Annotated in this window: 18 protein-coding genes and 1 other RNA gene; 11 read left to right on the top strand and 8 right to left on the bottom strand. The window is 37.5% G+C overall.

The window, feature by feature from the left end; all coding sequences use genetic code 11:
• Window positions 1-257: 257 nt before the first annotated feature.
• Window positions 258-1,463, bottom strand: coding sequence for a sensor histidine kinase (locus RIV7116_RS15110; protein WP_015119167.1), 1,206 nt, complete (start codon window positions 1,461-1,463; stop codon window positions 258-260).
• A 268-nt stretch (window positions 1,464-1,731) separates the two neighbouring features.
• Between RIV7116_RS15110 and RIV7116_RS15105 the strand changes: the two genes are divergently transcribed.
• The 6 genes from RIV7116_RS15105 to RIV7116_RS15085 all read left to right on the top strand — a co-directional run bounded on the left by RIV7116_RS15105 (window position 1,732) and on the right by RIV7116_RS15085 (window position 8,509).
• Complete coding sequence (locus tag RIV7116_RS15105) at window positions 1,732-3,648, top strand: BamA/TamA family outer membrane protein (protein WP_015119166.1); 1,917 nt, start codon at window positions 1,732-1,734, stop codon at window positions 3,646-3,648.
• Between the two features lie 295 nt (window positions 3,649-3,943).
• Complete coding sequence (corA, locus tag RIV7116_RS15100) at window positions 3,944-5,086, top strand: magnesium/cobalt transporter CorA (RefSeq protein ID WP_015119165.1); 1,143 nt, start codon at window positions 3,944-3,946, stop codon at window positions 5,084-5,086.
• Window positions 5,087-5,106: 20 nt separating this feature from the next.
• On the top strand, window positions 5,107-5,823 hold the full coding sequence (locus RIV7116_RS15095) for a hypothetical protein (RefSeq protein ID WP_015119164.1): 717 nt from the start codon (window positions 5,107-5,109) through the stop codon (window positions 5,821-5,823).
• A 34-nt stretch (window positions 5,824-5,857) separates the two neighbouring features.
• Window positions 5,858-6,300, top strand: an RNA gene (rnpB, locus tag RIV7116_RS34430) — RNase P RNA component class A.
• A gap of 243 nt (window positions 6,301-6,543) precedes the next feature.
• Window positions 6,544-7,254: a ribonuclease III gene (rnc, locus tag RIV7116_RS15090; protein ID WP_015119163.1), complete on the top strand. Its 711-nt coding sequence runs from the start codon at window positions 6,544-6,546 to the stop codon at window positions 7,252-7,254.
• 214 nt (window positions 7,255-7,468) lie between these two features.
• On the top strand, window positions 7,469-8,509 hold the full coding sequence (locus tag RIV7116_RS15085; RefSeq protein WP_015119162.1) for a Gfo/Idh/MocA family protein: 1,041 nt from the start codon (window positions 7,469-7,471) through the stop codon (window positions 8,507-8,509).
• 19 nt (window positions 8,510-8,528) lie between these two features.
• Here the strand turns inward: RIV7116_RS15085 and RIV7116_RS15080 are convergent, their stop codons facing one another.
• On the bottom strand, window positions 8,529-10,460 hold the full coding sequence (locus RIV7116_RS15080) for an ATP-binding protein (protein WP_015119161.1): 1,932 nt from the start codon (window positions 10,458-10,460) through the stop codon (window positions 8,529-8,531).
• 641 nt (window positions 10,461-11,101) lie between these two features.
• Here RIV7116_RS15080 and RIV7116_RS15075 point away from each other — a divergent pair.
• The 3 genes from RIV7116_RS15075 (at window position 11,102) to RIV7116_RS15065 (ending at window position 13,617) form a co-directional block, all read left to right on the top strand.
• Entirely contained in the window at window positions 11,102-11,797 is a 696-nt protein-coding gene (locus RIV7116_RS15075; RefSeq protein ID WP_015119160.1) for a RibD family protein, read from the top strand.
• 48 nt (window positions 11,798-11,845) lie between these two features.
• On the top strand, window positions 11,846-13,024 hold the full coding sequence (locus tag RIV7116_RS15070) for a GNAT family N-acetyltransferase (RefSeq protein ID WP_015119159.1): 1,179 nt from the start codon (window positions 11,846-11,848) through the stop codon (window positions 13,022-13,024).
• Between the two features lie 212 nt (window positions 13,025-13,236).
• Complete coding sequence (locus tag RIV7116_RS15065) at window positions 13,237-13,617, top strand: DUF4346 domain-containing protein (protein ID WP_015119158.1); 381 nt, start codon at window positions 13,237-13,239, stop codon at window positions 13,615-13,617.
• Window positions 13,618-13,745: 128 nt separating this feature from the next.
• Here the strand turns inward: RIV7116_RS15065 and psb32 are convergent, their stop codons facing one another.
• A complete protein-coding gene (gene psb32 / locus RIV7116_RS15060) occupies window positions 13,746-14,477 on the bottom strand; it encodes a photosystem II repair protein Psb32 (RefSeq protein ID WP_015119157.1) in 732 nt (243 codons plus the stop codon).
• A gap of 162 nt (window positions 14,478-14,639) precedes the next feature.
• Here psb32 and RIV7116_RS15055 point away from each other — a divergent pair, with 162 nt between their 5' ends.
• Window positions 14,640-15,143, top strand: a complete 504-nt coding sequence (locus RIV7116_RS15055) for a hypothetical protein (protein WP_015119156.1) — start codon at window positions 14,640-14,642, stop codon at window positions 15,141-15,143.
• 179 nt (window positions 15,144-15,322) lie between these two features.
• Here RIV7116_RS15055 and RIV7116_RS15050 read toward each other — a convergent pair whose 3' ends face one another.
• From RIV7116_RS15050 to sipA, 5 genes are all read right to left on the bottom strand, one after another.
• The gene (locus RIV7116_RS15050) at window positions 15,323-16,096 is read right to left on the bottom strand and encodes a hypothetical protein (RefSeq protein WP_015119155.1); all 774 of its coding nucleotides are present in this window, start codon (window positions 16,094-16,096) and stop codon (window positions 15,323-15,325) included.
• Between the two features lie 320 nt (window positions 16,097-16,416).
• Window positions 16,417-17,286: a polyphosphate kinase 2 family protein gene (locus RIV7116_RS15045; RefSeq protein ID WP_015119154.1), complete on the bottom strand. Its 870-nt coding sequence runs from the start codon at window positions 17,284-17,286 to the stop codon at window positions 16,417-16,419.
• Between the two features lie 238 nt (window positions 17,287-17,524).
• Window positions 17,525-18,037, bottom strand: a complete 513-nt coding sequence (locus tag RIV7116_RS15040; protein ID WP_015119153.1) for a hypothetical protein — start codon at window positions 18,035-18,037, stop codon at window positions 17,525-17,527.
• Window positions 18,038-18,230: 193 nt separating this feature from the next.
• Window positions 18,231-18,782 (bottom strand): peroxiredoxin, encoded by a 552-nt coding sequence (locus RIV7116_RS15035; protein WP_015119152.1) that lies wholly within the window; start codon window positions 18,780-18,782, stop codon window positions 18,231-18,233.
• Window positions 18,783-18,942: 160 nt separating this feature from the next.
• Window positions 18,943-19,194, bottom strand: coding sequence for a regulatory protein SipA (gene sipA, locus RIV7116_RS15030; protein ID WP_015119151.1), 252 nt, complete (start codon window positions 19,192-19,194; stop codon window positions 18,943-18,945).
• Window positions 19,195-19,325: 131 nt separating this feature from the next.
• Here sipA and RIV7116_RS15025 point away from each other — a divergent pair, with 131 nt between their 5' ends.
• Window positions 19,326-19,652: a hypothetical protein gene (locus RIV7116_RS15025; RefSeq protein ID WP_015119150.1), complete on the top strand. Its 327-nt coding sequence runs from the start codon at window positions 19,326-19,328 to the stop codon at window positions 19,650-19,652.
• Window positions 19,653-19,721 lie beyond the last annotated feature (69 nt).

Raw genomic sequence — 19,721 nt, 5'->3', positions numbered from 1 at the left:
AGTGAGCAGTGAGCAGTTAATAGTGAGCAGTGAGCAGTGAGCAGTGAACAGTGAACAGTTAACAGTGAGCAGTGAGCAGCGAGCAGTTAACAGTGAGCAGTGAGCAGTGAACAGTTAACAGTGAGCAGTGAGCAGCGAGCAGTTAACTGTTAGAAGTTAGGTATTCTAAATTATTTTCCCATGCCCAATGCCCAATGCCCAATGCCCAATGCCCAATGCCCAATGCCCAATGCCCAATTCCCAATTCCCAATTTTCATCAACTAGGAATCCAAACTTGAATTTGAGTTCCTTCACCCAAACTACTTTTAATCTGAAGTTCCCCGCCTAAAATTTGTATTCTTTCCTGCATTCCTCGCAATCCAAAACCTGTGTGATGGGCATTTACTTCAAAACCTTGACCATCATCTATAATTTCTAAAATAATTCCTTGGTTATCTTGATAGCCTTTTATATTTACAACTTTTGCAAAACCATGTTTTTGAATATTAGTAACTGCTTCTTGAACAATACAGTATAGTTGATGGCTGGTTTGAATTGGTAGTTGGGGTAATTCTGAATTTAAATGAATTACAAATGATTGATTTTGTACAACTTGTTCTACTAACGTAGCTAAAGCCTGATTGAGGTTAAAATTTGTTTGACGTATCGACTGTACCGAATTTCTGACTTTTGTTAAACATTCGCTAGATAGGTCTTTAGCAATATTCAAAGAATCAATTGCTTTATTGGGATTTTTATCATATAACCTTTGAGCAAGTTCTAACTGTATATCTAATGTTGTTAAAGAGTGACCCAAAGAATCATGAATTTCTCTAGCTATGCGACTCCGTTCTAAACTTGCCGCCAAGGTTTCTATTTGTTGGGTTAAGGCTTCTGCTTTTTGACGACTTTTCTGTTCTGCTACAACGACAAAGCAAAATAAAATTACAAATATGCTTGCCGTTATGTAGCCTCCCAAATTATTAATCACTGCTCTACGAATTATGACATCAGTATTATTTAAATCTTGTAAATATTCTGCAAGTAATTGATTATGATTAGTACGGTTAAAATCTACTATCATAGGTATACTCTGAGCTATTAAAAGCATATACAAAATACCAGAAAAAATAGTAATAAAAATTACGTCTTTTCTGTTTAGTAAAATACAACTTTTTGCTAGTATCAGATATAGAGCTATTTCAAAATCAACACCTACTGCTACAGGCATAATAACGGTTAATACTTCTAATAAAATATAAAATCTTCTCTGCCAAATAGGACGATTGATTGGAAATATAAAACTTAAAGTCGTTAATATAATTACTTGAGCAAGTGTAACGTAAGTTGGTATTGGTAAATTAGAGTAACTTACTCCATCCCGATTCACTAAAAAAAGTAATAAATATACAATTAAAATCAACCATTCTACATAACGTATGGCGCGACGAATAGATAAAGAAGCAGTTTGATTAAAGCGCATGAAATTACAAGAATTGCAAAATTAAGTAATTTATCTTATAAATATCATGCATTACAAGCTAAATTGGCAACATGACTATAGTCATATTTATGCATTACTATAGTTAATTTTTATAGAAACTTTTTTAGTTTAATCTATTAATGACCGTTTTCATATCAAAAAAAGCAAGGTTAGTAGCCAATATGAAAACCGGAAAATAGGGAACAAATAAGGATTTAAAAAAATCTGTGTTCCTGTAGTAGAACTATTTATTTTGAGAAAGAAATCAATGAAAAAAGTATCTGCTTTGAGTATTGGTATTGCAACAGCTAGTATTCTTGGTTTCGTAAATATTCCGATAGTTCAAGCTCAAAATATCGATACAAAAAACACACCACAAACACCACAACAGCAATCACAAACAGAAGTTTTAGTGGCAGAAGTTACCATTGATGGTGTAGAAGGAAAATTAGAAGAAATTGTTGCTAATACGATTCAAACTAAAGTAGGAAAGACGATTACTCGTGCTCAATTACAGCAAGATATTAATGCCATATTCGCTACTGGCTATTTTGCAAATGTACGCGCTGTTCCTGAAGAAACTTCTCGGGGAGTTAAGATTAAATTTCTCGTCCAATCTAATCGGATGTTACTCGGAGTAAATGTAGAAGGTAATCAAGTATTACCTCAAGAGGTTATAAATCAAAGTTTTAAAGAACAATACGGTAAAATTCTTAATTTAAAACAATTTCAAGCAGGAATAAAAAAAATCAATCAATGGTACCAAGATAACGGTTATGTTTTAGCGCAGGTGATAGATACTCCCAAAGTTAACTCTGATGGCAGCGTGACTTTGCAAGTAGCTGAAGGAGTTATAGAAAATATTCAAGTACAGTTTGTCAATCCAGAAGGAGAAGAAGCTAAAGGGAAAACGCAAAAATATATAATTACCCGCGAAATGCAGTTGAAACCGGGTGAGATATTTAGAAGAGAAGTTGCTCAAAAAGATTTACAAAGAGTTTATGGGTTGGGAATTTTTCAGGATATTAATTTGAAATTGAATCCCGCTCAAGACCCTCGCAAAGTGGTATTAGTTGTAAATGTAACGGAAGGTCGAAATTTTAGTGTTTCTCCGAATGGAGGATATAGTTCCAAAAGCGGACTTTTTGCTGGAACCAGTTTTCAATTAGGAAACTTAAACGGTAGAAATCAAAAATTGGGAGCGGATGTTGAGTTCAGTCAAAGAGATTTTGCTTTTGATGTTAATTATACCGATCCTTGGATAGGAGGAGACCCTTACCGTACTTCCTACAGAGTCAATGGTTTTAGAAAGCGTACATTCTCCCAAATCTTTGACGGAGGGGAAACAGAAGTCGAATTAGCAAACGGCGATCGCCCCCGCGTGTTCAAAACAGGCGGTAATATTTCTTTCCGCCGCAATCTCAGTAAAAAAGTATTTGATAAATCGGAATGGGTAGCGAGTGCAGGTTTAAAATATCAGCGAGTTGCAATTCGCGATTCTGATGGGGATATTAATGCAAAAGATGCTTTAGGGAATGATTTGAGTTTTAGCGGTGACGGTACGGATGACTTGTTAACGGTGCCTTTGAGATTAGTTAGAGATAAACGCAACAGTTCGTTAAGTCCCACAAAAGGTTCCGTTTTAAGTTTAAGTACCGAGCAATCAATTCCTATCGGTGACGCAAATATTTTTTCTAATAAATTAAGCGGTAGCTACAGCTTTTATCTTCCTACTCGCTTAACTAAATTAACCAAGGGTTGTCGTAAATCAAACAATAAATCTCAGGAATGCCCCCAAGCATTTGCCTTTAATCTTCAAGGAGGAACTGTAATTGGAGACTTGCCTCCCTACGAAGCATTTTCTTTGGGTGGAGCTAATTCCGTGCGAGGATTTGGCGAAGGCGAATTAGGAACCGCTCGCAGTTTTCTTCAAGCATCAGCAGAATATCGTTTTCCAGTATTTTCTCTACTTAGCGGTGCCTTATTTTTCGATGCTGCAACCGATTTGGGTACGGCTTCGAGCGTCACAGGTAATCCTGCTGGGGCACGCAACAAACCGGGCAATGGCTTTGGTTACGGTTTGGGAGTGCGCGTAAAATCGCCCTTGGGACCAATTCGTTTAGACTACGGTTACAACAACGATGGAGAAAGTCGGGTTCAATTTGGTATTGGCGAGAGATTTTGATAATTGGGAATTGGTAATTGGTAATTGAGAATTAGGAATTGGGAATTGGGCATTGGGCATTGGTAACTGATAACTGGTAACTGCAAAATCTAATTAATTTCGGCGGTTTGTTTTTCTAGACAAATCGCTTTTTAGTTATTAAGGGAAGATTATGGGTTAAGATTGGTCGGTGAGATATTTTTGTGAAAAATTAATCAATATCTATCTAGGATAGGGTTTCTACTAATTTATGTATTAAACAAAAGGAAATTGAGAAATCATTATTATTTACATTTTATTTATTAGGTCAAAATATATGTTAGAAAAATTGTTTCCTTTTGATTCTCAAGTAATTGAACCCTACGAAGAAGATTTTTATCACCATCCGGGAACGATACCTGGAACTCTTAATGAAGATAGAGATGCCCCACCAACAAGAGTTTCATTAATTGATTACAATCAAAATAAAGTTATCCCCAAAAGGATTACCTATCCAGAAAATTGTGCAAGATATCTAGATACTGAATCGGTATCCTGGGTAGACGTGCAAGGCTTAGGCAATACTGATATGTTGCAACGAATTGGTAAAGTTTTTGAACTGCATCCTTTAGTTTTGGAAGATGTAGTAAATGTTCCAGAACGTCCGAAAATAGAAGAATATGACGACCAGTTGGTGATTATTTCTAGAATGGTAATGCCAACGCAACAAGCAGATGGTTTTCATAGCGAACAGGTAAGTTTTGTTCTGGGAAAAAATTATTTACTTACCGTACAAGAAGAACCTACCCTTGATTGCTTTGACCCTGTACGCTTGAGAATTCGCAACAATAAAGGTATTATCCGCAAGCAGGGAGCTGACTATTTAGCTTACGCTCTTTTAGATGCAATCATTGATGGGTTTTTTCCCGTACTCGAAGATTATGGCGAACGCATTGAAGATTTAGAGGAGGAAGTAATAGTAAATCCGACTCGAAAAACACTGCACAAAATTTATAGAATTAGGCGAGAATTGTTACAATTACGTCGCGCTATATGGCCTCAGCGTAGCGCCATAAATGCTTTGATTAGAGATAGTAACGAATTGATTAGCGAGGAAGTGAGAATTTACCTAAGAGATTGTTACGATCATGCGGTACAAGTTATGGATATGGTAGAAACTTATCGAGAGCTTGCATCGGGGCTGATGGACGTGTATCTTTCTGCGGTAAGCAACAGAATGAATGAAATCATGAAGTTGCTCACGGTGTTTTCGTGGATTTTCCTACCTTTAACTTTCATTGCTGGGTTGTACGGAATGAATTTCGAGCATATGCCCGGTTTGAAAGCAGAATGGGGCTTCCCCTTATGCGTGGCAACAATGATCGCGATCGCAGTTGGTTTATTAGTGTTTTTCCGACAGAGCGGCTGGCTTGAAAGTCCTGCAACTCTTAAAGATGTTCGAGGTGAACGAAAATTTTAGGGGGATTACATTAAACGCTTATGCAACAAGACACGAATCCTAGTTTAATAGTATTGACACTTTATATCATCGGTGTCAGTTATGTTTTAAACTTAATGATCGAATCTATTCAGGATCAAATTAAGTTCATCTTTGATAAGGCTGCTGTTGACAAACAGTTAAAAGAACAAGAACTCGATGATAAAATCTCTGTAGCTTTTAAACTTAAGCCTTCTTATGATATAGATGGTTTAAAAGAGTTATTACTTATTCTTACGAATCAGTCAAAGAATCTTGCTGTATATGTTGACTGGGACAACTGTTCTTTCGCAGTAAAACATAAAAGTCAATCGCGTCGAGTCATTCGTAAATCTCCAGATGTTTCCCGCGATTTAGGCGTACCTCAAAGTCCTAGCTTAGTTGCTCCCGCTCAAAAACTGATCGAAGGCGTTACTGCTGAAGATGTTTTTGGAAAAGACCAAGAAACGGGAATATATCAAGCCAAAAAATCTTTAGTTAACATCAGCGGACTCAAAGGCAGTCCGGTAAGAGCGCAAAGAAAGTTATACAAAAAATTTGTTAGCCGAAGAGAGCAACTAGAATGTTCTCTACAATTAGTTCTGCGATTTTCAGAGGTTCGCGTCGGCTTAGCTCCAGGTCAAAATGTTCCTCCAATGTGCATCATTACCTGCCCTTTTATAATTAGAAAACTTCCTTGGACTTACGCTCTACCTTGGAATAAAAAGAGAAAAAGATAACAACAAGTCTTCGTCTAAACTAAAATGTTATGAGAGAGTTGGCGAGGCGGTTGCAGATTAGTTTTTCAACTAGTTTGAGGAAAGTCCGGGCTTCCGAAAGACCAGACTTGCTGGATAACTCCCAGTGCGTGCGAGCGTGAGGATAGTGCCACAGAAAAATACCGCCTTTTCAATCAACAATGAACAATTATCAATTGTCAGTTTTTACTGTTCGTTGATAATTGGTAATTGATAATTGGCAAAGGTAAGGGTGCAAAGGTGAGGTAAGAGCTCACCAGCAGCATCGAGAGGTGCTGGCTCGGTAAACCCCGGTTGGAAGCAAGGTGAGAGGAACTATGGTTGGTCTTTTACCGGTTCCGCTTTATGAGAGCCGCTTGAGGCGTTTGGTAACAAGCGTCCCAGATAGATAATCGCCCTTTAAATGTAGAAGATTTCTACATTTTTAGAACAGAACCCGGCTTATGTCCGACTCTCTTCCCCATTTTGGGAAAATGAAAAAAAATAGGGAGACGATCAACCCTCCCGTGGGTTTTCATCCTAATTTTAAGAGCAGTGGCGCAACCCAAGGGGATATGCAAAGAAAATGAAAGAAGAAGGCAAGCAGAAGTGATGGGTTATAGATATTACAATAATTTAGGTGATTATTGTATTCCCTGCGCCCCAATGCCCAATTCCTAATGCCCAATTCCCAATTACTAATTACTAATTACCAATTGAATAATGTCTGTTATTTATCCACGTCGTCAGCGACAACTTGAGAGTTTGGTAAAAAAGCTAGGTTTACCGGTAAAATCGCCTGTTAATTGGGAACTACTGGATTTAGCGCTGACTCATCCGTCTATTTCGGAGTCGGCTAATTACGAACAACTTGAGTTTGTTGGCGATGCGGTGGTACGTTTGGTAGCTGCTCTGATTCTATGGGAAGATTTTCATGATGCCCGTGTGGGTGATTTTGCTGCAATTCGTTCCGTATTAGTTAGCGATCGCATTCTTGCTAAATTAGCTAGTTCTTACGGTTTGGAGCTACATTTATTGGTTGCTGGAAGTGCTTATGGCGACAGAGCAGGGCAAGAATCAAGATTGGCGGATGCTTTTGAAGCAGTTTTGGGAGCGCTTTATCTAAGTACTAATAGTTTGGAGTTGATTCGGGTTTGGTTAGATCCCCACTTTAAGCAACTTGCTACAGAAATCAACTCAGATCCGGCAAGACAAAATTATAAAGCTGCTCTACAAGAATGGACTCAAGGAGAATATAAAACTTTGCCCGAATATCGCGTGACTCAGCTTGCTTCCCCTCAGCATAATCAAGAACGCTTCATTGCTGAAGTTTGGCTGCACGATAAAAAATTAGGTGAAGGTAAAGGACGTTCGATTAAAGCAGCCGAGCAAGCTGCCGCAAAAATAGCTTTTATGGCAATCAATCCTCAGTAATAATACTGTATTCAGTTAAGTGTTTAATAAGCTATTGATTATAAAGTTACTATGTATTTGAACTGTAGCTTATAACAAAAATTTTGAATCAACTTCCAAGAATTTTTATTTCGCATTTGAGGGAATTTAATTCCTTGCGGGTATAGGATATAGACCAGAAAAATTCAATACAATTAGCCACTAACTACTAATAACTAATAACTAATAACTAAATATGACTAATTCAATAAAAGTTGCCGTAGTCGGAGTTGGACGCTGGGGAGTCCATTTGTTGCGAAATTTTTTGGCTCATCCTTGCGTCGAAATTGTAGCGGTAGTTGACCCAAATCCTGAATGTTTGGTGAAGGTAGAACGACAATATAACTTAGACAAAAATGTTTTATTAACTACCGAGTACCAAAAGCTCCAACAGCTAAATGAATTAAATGCAGTTGTAATTGCTACTCCTGCCGTGACGCATTATTCCTTAATTGTTGATGCTTTGAACTGGGGATGTCATGTTTTAGCGGAAAAACCTCTGACTCTCAAGCCTAACGAATGCCGTCAGTTATGCGAATTAGCAGAAAAACAGCAGCTGATTTTAAATGTAGATCATACCTATTTATTTCACCCAGCAGTGGAAAAAGGGCAAGCGGTATTGCAAGCCGGGGCTGTGGGAGATTTGCGCTACGGTTATGCTACCCGGACTCATTTAGGCCCGGTACGTCAAGATGTTGATGCATTATGGGATTTAGCGATTCACGACATAGCTATTTTTAACAATTGGCTGGGTGAATTACCTTTCACCGCTCAAGCGACGGGAAAAGCTTGGTTGCAGCAAGAAACTTCCAATACCCTATCCGATTTAGTTCAAGCAACTTTAATATACCCTTCTGGTTTCCAAGCATTTATTCATTTGTGTTGGCTAAATCCAGACAAACAAAGACGTTTAGCTGTTGTAGGTAGTCGCGGAAGTTTAATTTTTGATGAAATGTTATCTGACACCCCTTTAACTTTGATGGAGGGTGAGTTTGAGCGTCAGGAAAATCGTTTTATTCCTGTAAATCAACAGCGAAAAGTCATAGAAATCGAAAAAGGGGAACCACTACAAAAAGTCTGTAACGATTTTGTTGAATGTATTATGCAAAATACTCCGTCATCAATATCTAATGGTCGTGTAGGTGCGGAGCTAGTAGAAATTCTTACCGCTCTTACTAAATCACTAGAAACTGGGGGTAAATCTATTTCTGTTAACAGTAATTATAAGCATCAATGATATTTATAATACTTACTATCTAAATAGATTTTCCTTGAATAGTAGCTGTTGGTACTTTACCATTGTCGTTTACAGAATCAATTTGATTAGAAACGGTGAATTTATTTTCGCTATCTATTAAAGGTAAAGTTATTTTAACGGTGGTTCCTTGGTTAATTCCGGGACTTTCAAGAGTTATTGAACCTCCCATCAATTCAATTAGATTCCGTGAAATAGCTAGTCCCAATCCGGTACCGTTGTACTTTCGTGTGGTGCTACCATCCACCATCACGAAAGGACGAAATAGTTTTTGCTGCTGTTCTGTATCAATACCTATTCCTGTATCTTTAACAGCAACGGTTACCCAAGATTTACCGCTATGATGTTGAATTTCTGTGGTTATGGTAATAGTTCCTGCTTCGGTAAATTTAGTCGCATTACCAATAACGTTTATTAAAACTTGCTTGAGTTTCGCTGTATCCGCATTAACCGGAATTTGCTCTGTCAACTCAGGAATATTTAACTGCAAACCGCTTTGTCGAATATTCAGCGATTGCAGGTTAATCACTTCGCTAATTACTGTACGCAAGTCAATTGGTTTGATTGCTACTGAAAGCTTACCTGCTTCTATCCTAGAAATATCGAGTAAATCGTTAATAATTCCTAATAGATGAATAGCAGTTTCATCCGCACGTTTGAGAAACTCTTTTTCTTCCTCTCTATCGTCACACAAATCATCCCGAACCAATCGTATGGAATTAATAATCACATTTAAGGGGTTTCTCAGTTCGTGAGAAGTTGTAGCCAAAAAATGAGTTTTGCTTTGATTGGCTGTTTTCGCGTCTTTCCAAGCACTTTCCAACTCTTCAGCCCATGCTTTGAGTCTTTCAACCATTTGATCCAATGCTTGGGCTAATTGATTGAATTCCCGAATATTAAAATCATGTGGAACCACAGAAGAAGTATCGCGGGAATGAAGGTTCAAAGCATAATCGCGCAGTTGTTCTACAGGGCGCGCTAAATAACGAGCTACATACAGCGATGCTAATAAAGTCGCACCAATTAAACCAATGGTTAAAACAAATAAAAGAATTTTTATTTCCCTTAAGCCGTACAAAGCTTTATCCACACTAGTAACGGCTAAAATTACCCATTTTTTGTCTCCATTATCAACTGGGCTGTTAATAGCTGTATATCCAGCAAGTAACTGTTCACCTTCTTTTTCAAAAAACAAATCTGAAGATTCTGTACGCCCAGAGATAGCATTTTTTACAATCTTTTGTAATTTTTTCGCATCTGCATGTTCGCTAATATTTGTACCTACTCTTTGAAAAATAGGGTGTGCCAAAATTACGCCATTCTCAGCAATGACTACCGTAGAACCTGTTAAAAAACCTGGATTATCTCTAATTCTATCGTGCAATAATTGCGACTGCATACTTAAGGTATAACGTAATTTACCCGACGGGTTATACACGGGAGAAGACAATTTTAGTTCTAGCTTTGAAGGTTGTTTTGCTAAATCATTTTCCTTCGATTGAGAAGATAAAATAGGTTCGATTTGAACTTTATTTTGAGAAAAAGAAAAATTCTTAAACTTCTTGGATTTACTACAGTTTCCAACAACAATTTTGCTACGGTCAGCATTAGTTAATTTAATACATTTTACTTGTCTGGGCAATTCTTTAGCTAGCTGGGTAACGAATTCTTCTACTAATTGAGGATTGCCCGCTTGCAGAACCGTAGTTTGAGAAGCAATAAATAAATTACTTTTAAGTGCATCAATAGTATCAACAATACTTTCCCCTTTGAGAGACGCACTTTCGGTTAAGTTTTGACTGGCAATTTCTATTAAACTAGAACGTGCTTTTTTATAGCCGACAAACTCACCTATCAATAAGACTGGTACTGATAGTAGTAATATCTTGGATATTAAAATTCGGCGAAATGATGATTGACGAAAATTCACCATTGGCATTCTCTGATAAGCATCTGTTGTTCAAACGTTAAAAATAAAGGCGATTTAACAAGCGATTATATACTTATATTATTAAGTTCATTATTCCTAATAATCAAGTTATTAAATTGTTGTTAAATAAAAATAATCGTTAGATACAAGCTTTTACCGTAAAGCATAGAGATTCTAAGATTTTAGTTGACAATAGGTAACTCATTGTTACAGTTTAGTAACCTTCACATATTAGATAAGTCGCGAACCTCATATGATAGAATCTCTGGATTTGAAATTCTAGTACTATTTTTTTGGCGCTTCTGGTTTTAGTATTACTTGCTTGAATGTTTCTAACTATTACACCATTCTTAAGAAACTATGGAAATCACCTTGAAATCAATTTCAAGTAAATAATTACAAAGCCTTGACTGAGATATTTATGCAGTCGTCTAAACATGACTTTGGCTTCGGGACTAATATTTATTAATCCAAGGCGGCTATTGACACTGCCCCAAGATGTAAGATGTTTCCAGCTTGAGAACGCAGGCTGTATGAATCTAACTATATTGAAGGTAATAAACTTTCAGCTAAAGTTGAATCATTTATTAATCTGACTGTGTTTTGTCTAGAAAAAATCAATATGACTTCAATTTATAATATTTATGACACAACAACCTCCTCCTCGAACCACAGTAGTTTTGGCAATGAGTGCAGATGGGAAAATAGCAGATGTTAACCGTTCTCCAGCCAGATTCGGTTCAATTGCTGATAAAGCACACCTCGAAAAACAAATTGCTAGGAGTGATGCTGTTTTATTTGGCGCTGATACTTTACGTGCATACGGAACAACTCTTACTGTATCGCATCCAGACCTATTGCAACATAGATTAGTCAATGGTAAACCATCGCAACCTATTCATATAGTTATTTCTAATTCCGGCAAATTCAATCCAGATTTACGCTTCTTTAAGCAGCCAGTTGAACGCTGGTTAATTTCAACAGCTACAGGAGCGATGTTTTGGCAAGCAAGAGCGGAATTTAAACGCATATTAGTATTTGAAACGCCTACAGGAGAAGTTGATATTTATGCAGCCCTGCAACAACTAACTATATTGGGTATAGCACAGTTAGGAGTTTTAGGTGGCTCCAAATTGGTAGCGAATCTTCTAGAACTAAATTTGATAAATGAGATTTGGCTTACTGTATGTCCTTTAATTTTAGGAGGGTTTAATGCTCCCACTCCAGTTGGAGGTTGCGGATTTTTGGCAAAAGCCGCTCCACGCTTAGAATTGATGGAAGTTCGCACCGAAAACCAAGAAGTATTTCTCCATTATTGCCTGCAACAATTCCCAGATTAGACTACGCTAAATAAAGCTTTTGCCGCTTGTTTTGTGACTTTGACGAAAATGGTGGAAAAAATTAAGTCAAGTTATTCTTTTGCTTGGATAGATAAAGTTGCTGAAGTACCCAAAAGTTCTTGGAATGCTTTGGCACTTCCACTTCAGACTCCTTTTTTTGAGTGGGATTGGTTGAACAATCTCGAAACTTCTCGAAGCGCTACTGCACAAAGTGGTTGGTTACCGAATCACTTAACATTATGGCGAGATAGAACATTGATTGCGATTGCTCCTCTTTATATTAAAGGGCATAGCTATGGAGAATTTGTTTTCGACCATCAATGGGCAGAGTTAGCTTATCGTCTTGGGGTGGAGTACTACCCCAAAATGCTGGGAATGTCGCCTTTTACCCCAGCAGATGGTTATCGATTTTTGATTGCTCCAGGAGAAGACGAAGATGAAATAACTTCTTTAATGGTGCGCGAAATCGATTCGTTTTGTAAGAAGCAGCATATCAGCGGCTGTAATTTTTTATATGTAGATCCCGATTTTCATCCCGTATTGGAGCGTCAGGGCTTTACACCTTGGTTGCACCATAATTATGTTTGGCAAAATCATGATTTCACAACTTTTGATGATTATTTAGGTGCATTCAACGCCAATCAACGTCGCAACATTAAACGCGAACGAAAAGCTGTTAAAAAAGCTGGTTTGGAACTTAAAGCACTTACCGGCGATGATATACCCAGACAGTTATTTCCTTTGATGTACGATTTTTATGCCGACACCTGCGATAAATTTGGTTGGTGGGGTAGTAAATATCTCACCAAACAGTTTTTTGAATCGCTATACGAAAACTATCGCCATCGAGTCGCATTTTTCGCAGCTTACAACGAACAGGATGACAGCCAACCTGTAGGAATGTCATTTTGTTTATACAAGGACGATAAAATGTATGGGCGCTATTGGGGTAGTTTCCAGGAAATAGATTGTCTTCATTTTGATGCTTGCTATTATTCACCCATTGAATGGGCGATTCAAAATAATATTCAAGTTTTCGATCCCGGTGCCGGTGGAAGACATAAAAAACGTCGCGGTTTCCCGGCTACTCCCAACTACAGCCTACATCGCTTCTACAATAATCGTTTGGGACAAATACTACGTCGCTACATCAGCGAAGTCAACGAACTCGAACAAAAGGAAATCGAAGCAATTAATGAGGAGATTCCTTTTACAGTTAGAAGTTAGTTGCTAGTGGTTAGTGGTTAGTTGCTCACGGGGTTAGGAGTTGCTTTGATTTAGTAGGATGTTTAATACCTTGGATTTTTAACTTTTAACCTTCCCCTCCTGGGGCGCTTACATCTTTCCATTTCCTTTTCTCTAAACAAAAGTAAAAGAAAGAATTACACTTATTCTAAGCATGTAAAAACCCTTAAAAGTATTTGAGTTTTTAAGTAATTATGAATGTAGCTGACAATTTAAAAGCGATAGATGATAAACTTTCTCAACGACACATTGATTTAGATCCTGCCGGATACTTTATTATTTACATCGACCGGGAACAAGGACTCATTTTTGCCAAACATTTTACTAACATTATCGATGAGCGAGGTTTAGCCGTTGACCCGGAAACAGGAAAGGTAATTCCAGCCAAAGGAAAAGTGGAACGAACCCATACAACTGTATATTCTGCCAGAACAGCAAAAGAATTATCTGTAAAAATTCTTGAAGAAACTCAGCCCTGCCCGCTAACCATGTTTGACCATGCTGCTTATCTAGGTAGAGAATTTGTCCGAGCCGAGATTGCTTTAGCAACAGGGCAAGAGTACGTACAGGATTAGAAATTAAGTAATAGGTAGTTGGTAATGGGTAATAGAAGATAAGGAGATAATTAATTCCTAACCCTTAACTCGGACAAATTAATTACCAATTACCAATTACCAATTACCAATCCCCAATTAACTATTCCCTATCCTTCAGATGATGGCTGGAAAACTAAATAGATATAGTATGTTGCCATGGGAATGACGGTAGCAGCAATCAATAATCCTACTACCCAAGCGGTTGCATTTCCTTGGTCGGTGTCTTCGGCTTTGGTAAATGTTCCTTCTACTTGTATTTCGTTGGTGACTTCTGGCGGACCTGGATCTGGCTCACCAGAAAGTACGGCGACAAGACGCTCTTTCGCATCTAAGATGGCTTGATTGTATTTATTACCGTTTCTTAGGGGTACTTGAACCGTTTCCGATGCAACACTTTGGGCAATATCATCTGGCATTATAGATTTGACTTTATCGCCCGTAATAATGGCAGTACCATTAGTCACGGAGTCAATCATTAATAAAGTTTGATTTGCTTGTGCTTCTTTGGAAGGAAACCATTTTTCAAATAATGCTTTAGTAAAACTTTCGGGAGTTTCTCCGTAATCTAAACGGCGAATAGTAACTATTCTGACTTCGTTGCCAGTTTGTTTTGCCAATTCATCGAAGGCACTAATAATTTTACCTTCATTAAAACGGCTAATTAAATCTGCTTCATCCACGATCCAAGTGTCTGAAGTCAGGTTTGGTATGTTATACACACCCGTAGCTAAAGCGGGTATCGAAAACATTGAAGAAACGAATACGATCATCGCTAGCGATACAATCAGCTTAGCGATATACTTTTTGCAACCCAAGAAGTGGCTGAGGAGCTTTTTCATAGCAGAAAACCACTATACGACTTTTCACCAAAAATACTACATAAGTATGGTCAAAGTCTCGTTTTTGGCAGGCTTTTATATTGAAAAATCCTCATTAATATTGATAGGTATCGTATAAATCGGTTAAAACGTATTGACTCCAGTTTTCATTTATCACAAATAATGAATTACTTGATTGCAGTTTATAAAACCAGAGCGGAAGTAGTAGCAGCTCGGGATGCTCTGGAAAAAGAAAATTTACCCAGGGAAAAAATTACTATTTTAGGTGAAGGTTATAAGAATATTGACGAATACGGACTAGTTGCATCGCAAGATGCAGATAAAAAGAATGTACAAGTCCGTTTTACCTACTGGTTGATAATTATTGGATTTGCTGCGGGTTCTATTTTGACTTTATTCACAAACATCCAATTTACAGATGTCAAGATAATTCCCACTAATGGTATTGCCAATATGATGATTGGAGGCTTTTTAGGAGGGATTGCTGGTTCACTAAGTGCTTTTATTTTTCGTGGTACTTTTGAACTTCCACCTCAAAATGAAGATGCTTGGCTTTATCGCGATAGGTTAAATGCAGGAAAGTTCTTAATTATCTTTCGAGACACTGAAGAATCGGTAAAAAAAGCAACTGACGTACTTCATTATTTTGATATGAAAAAAGATTAGAAGACGGTAAATGCAACTCATGCAGTGAAATATATATTGCCTAAACTAATCCCTTTCCCCAGCTTGATGATTACCTATTGAATTAGAGGGGGAAGAAGGGGGAGAGGGGGGAGAGGGGGTAGAAAATAAAGTAATTTTTATGGGTAATTTTAGAGCGGGTTGGGAGTATAAACCTTTATCTATGCAAACAATCTAAATCTGGCTAAAATATTTTCAATCGTTTGCGGCAATATTTTATTTAACTCTCTACTATCTTTAAACTGCATTATTTGAGTGGCAGTCAAATCAAAGGGAAATTCTCCAACATAATCCTGACGCTGCATTTGTGCGATTAGAATTTGTTCGGAGCGCTTGCTTTGAATCGCGTAACCAAGTTCGATACATGTATTCGCACTAGGAACAAGCAAAGGTTTTTCCTTACCAGTATCTAGGCTTGTAATAGGTGTAGCATCTGCAATAAATAACAAACTTCTACGAATTTTTCGCATCATGCTACTTCCCAATCGCATCGGTGCATCTTTTGGACGAATCGACTCAATTAATTTTAAAGGAAGTCGCGATCGCAAATTCAATTTATCCAAACTATCAAGCAATCCCTCACGTAAAGCATCGCTAGCTTCGGGATATTCATTTTGATAGCTTAAAAAAATAGTCGGCTCCAACTGCGATAACAAAGCTTGCTTAGTAAAATAAATCTCATGACTAATCAAATCGATGTTAGCGACACTATAACCACCACTACCTTCAATATAAAATTCTATGTCGTCACCTTCAAGATAACGCCCAAACCAGATAGAATTCCTAACTTCCTCGCTGTCTTCCAAAAAATCTGCTCTCAAAGCCGACTTTAATAAACTTTTCTTACTAATACGAATGTCTGGCTGACGTTTTTCCAACTCTGGAATCGGCTCATATTTTTCGATATACCAAGCTCTCAGAGCAATAATCGACATAACTAAAAGCTATTTCTTTAAATTTAACTAAGTATTTCAAATATTTAACTTCGTACAAGCTTACACCGAAGTGTAACCCTTAAGACAACATCCACATAAATATCACCCGAATGTAATACATTTTGGGCATCCCGTCCGATTGCGATTGCTTAAACTTTGATTAACCAACCACTCCAAGACAATTGCAGCAACTGTAAAATATTGATATCTCCTCACACTCCACCTTTAATTTCTATCAAACTTTATAGTGCAATTGTACTATAATAATCAAAAATTAGCTACTAAAAAATGTTAATTGGTAACTGATAACTGATAACTGTTTATTCTTCAGCTTCTAAAATGTCCTTAGCTTTTAAGATATCCTGCTTGTGTTCTTCGGTGACGGTAGGATACTTTAACTTGAGTTCTTTCAATTTAGAGCAGATGATATCAGCTACTGCCATCCGGGTAAACCATTTGCGATCGGCAGGAATAATATACCAAGGTGCCCATTGGGTACTAGTGTGACGAAAAGCATCTTCATAGACATGCATATATTTGTCCCAAAACCCACGCTCTTTGACATCGCTTGCGGAAAACTTCCAGTTTTTCTCGGGTAATTCGATGCGTCTCATAAAGCGTCTCTTCTGTTCTTCTTTTGAGACGTTAAGGAAGAATTTTAGAACAATAATTCCGTTATCAACTAAATATTTTTCAAAATTATTTATCTCTTTAAAACGCTGCTTCCATATATTGTTGGCTTTTACATATTCTGGTAACTGTTGTTTTTCTAACAACTCCGGATGCACGCGCGCTACGAGAACTTCTTCATAATAAGAGCGATTGAAAATACCGATTCTTCCTCTTTCCGGTAAAGCTTTAAAACTCCGCCATAAATAATCATGATCTAATTCTTCTGAGGAAGGTTGTTTGAAGCTAAATACCTGACAACCTTGAGGATTGACACCAGACATAACGTGCTTAATAGTACTATCTTTGCCAGCAGCGTCCATTGCTTGAAAAATAACTAAAAGCGCATAAGTATTTTGAGCGTAAAGAATATCCTGATATTTTGCCAATCGTTCAATATCTCTTTCCAGCTTTAATTTGGCATCTTCTTTTTCTTGGAAATTAGCTGTGAAAGCTGTATTGTAATCTTTTTTCAAAGAAATTTTTGAACCAGGTTGAACAATAAAAGCATCGTGATTCATAATCTACAAGTTTCCGCTTTATACTTATACGGCACCAACTGATGAATTGGTCTATAAGCTTCTAGATTAATGAGTAATATTCCCTAATCAGCGATGAAGTAAAATAAATAAACAAAACTTTGCAGATAATTATTGTTTGCAGCAAGATTTATTATAAAAACATGAGTGTTGGTAATTGGTAATTGGTAATTGGGAATGGGTAATAGGTATTAATTAACTCCTAGCTGTTAATTTTGATTCACCATTCATCATCATAGTCATCATAATCATCATCGTCATCGTATTTTTGCTTGTTAATAGGGCGCATTGCTTCCCTGCCTAAAAGAAACATTCCAGCAACACCCAAACAAAGAAACCAAATATATTCGCTCCAATATTTTCCAATTTGTTGAGCGGGACTCATTTCTGGATGTAGCGTAGTTAAAAAAAGTGCCAAAATCAGAATCATTAACGAACTAAATCCGACAAAGCTTAAAGCAATGCGAATCCGAAAAGGACGCAATTCCCAATCGTTAATTTGACTTAAGTCTATTTCTGCTAATTCTTCTAAAGAATCATCGGCAATATCGGAAGCTTCTTGTAAGTTTTCGCTTAACTTGAGCGGTAAAATTGGTACTAATGCTTCAACAGCAGGAAGACGCAGCAAAGCTTCGGTGTCTCGCAATATTTCTAAAGGTTTGCGAGTAGAAGGTTCGGCAAATTCTATTTCTTCTGTATTCTTTTCAACCGGGACTTCATGCTCAAAATCCATATTTTAGCCTCGTTGAAAAATTATCGCCTTTCTAATACTATTTTTAGCTTATTTTCTTTAAAGTTGTGGCAATGAATGTAGTTAGGTAAAAGCTATTAATTAATTTGTTTAGCGGAAATGTTGAATTTTAAAGGATGGACTAGAAGCCCATCCCACAAGAGAGTATTGTCAGCAGTATGAAACCCTTTTGTGCTTAAGTGGTTTGTTGTAAATCCTTAAGTTTTGCCATTACTTCTTGTGAATGAATGATTGGATTAACTTTCACGAAAGTTTCCCGCAAAATACCATCTGGGTCGATAATAAAGCTGTGACGCACTGAAATAAAACTCATCCAAGAACCATAAGCTTTACTGACAGCACCAGTTGTGTCAGCTAACAAAGGAAATTTTAAACCCTCAGAATCGCAAAATTCAGCGTGAGAATCAATATCATCAGCACTAACACCGATTATTTCGGTATTTTGTTCTAAGTAATTTGGTAAATCTTCTTGGAAACGGCGGGCTTCTATAGTGCAACCGGGAGTAAAATCCTTGGGATAAAAGTAAAGTACTACCCACTTACCGCGATAGTCGGAAAGAGAAATTTCCCCATCTCCAGTATTGGTTGGTAAAGTAAATTCTGGTGCAGGTTCGTTAACAGACGGAAGCTTACCACCCATTGCATCGGCAGCAGGGGTAAAATTCAACCATCCCAAAAATACAAAGATACTGGCAAATAATATATTTAGAAAATTGCGGCGATTCATTTTGATGCAGAGTACGAATGACTACTTTAAATAAGTTTACAATTAGTCGTACTGTAGATGTATTTGTATTTAATAGTTAATTAAGATAAATGTTCGTAGTAGAGCCTTAGCGCATCTAGAATCCGGATGCGCTAAGGCGCTACTAAGAACTTTATTTTGACTATTTTTCTTCCCCTGATTTTTCTTGGGTATGAGTTTCTACAGATTCTAGATACTGACTATCTAAGAGAAACGCCCCTTTTGCGAAGCGAATGCCCCAGTATCCACCTGGGCGACGGTCAAGAACGATACCTTCTTCTCCAACATTGATTATATCGGGAGGACGCAACATAGGCATAGGTTCGGCAGTTTTTATGTAAGGTGGTAGCGCTACCACGCGAACTTTACTACCAATAGCGAATTCTTCAGACATAGTAGGGAGTTGGAAATTAGGAATTAATTACTTAATAGTTTAAATCTACTGCTTTCTCTTGCTTAAAATCTTCAGGATTTCGGTAATCTAGTACGGGGAAAGTAATAGAAAAAATAAGATTATCATTACTCATGAATTTTAATAGCTTGTATCTTGTATACGTATTCGTGGCTGTGATTCTAGTTTTTGGTACGGCAATCGGCTTTTTGCGTTTCTTGTTCGCGACAATTTATGCTAAGGGAAATTCTAAAGATACAGTGTTGTTGGACTTGATGCAGCGAGCGGGTATTCCTAACTGGCGAATTTTACAGCAAAAATCGGGTGTAAGCAGTACTGTTATTTGGTTGTTACGCGACGGACAAGGTGCCTCAGTTAAGTTAAGCGAATTAGAAGATGTGGCGAAGACTCTTTTATTACCGTTAGGAGTGTTTTTGAAGAAGTTGGATTTGATTGAGTAGATTTATTGGGCATGGGGGATGGGGCATTGGGCATGGGATAAAGAGGCTGTGCTCAATCGCCCATGTCCT

The organism is Rivularia sp. PCC 7116, from assembly GCF_000316665.1.
In the GTDB taxonomy this organism is placed as follows: Bacteria; Cyanobacteriota; Cyanobacteriia; order Cyanobacteriales; family Nostocaceae; genus Rivularia.
Note: the sequence above shows the minus strand (reverse complement) of the source record. Positions and strands in the feature narration are given on the sequence as shown.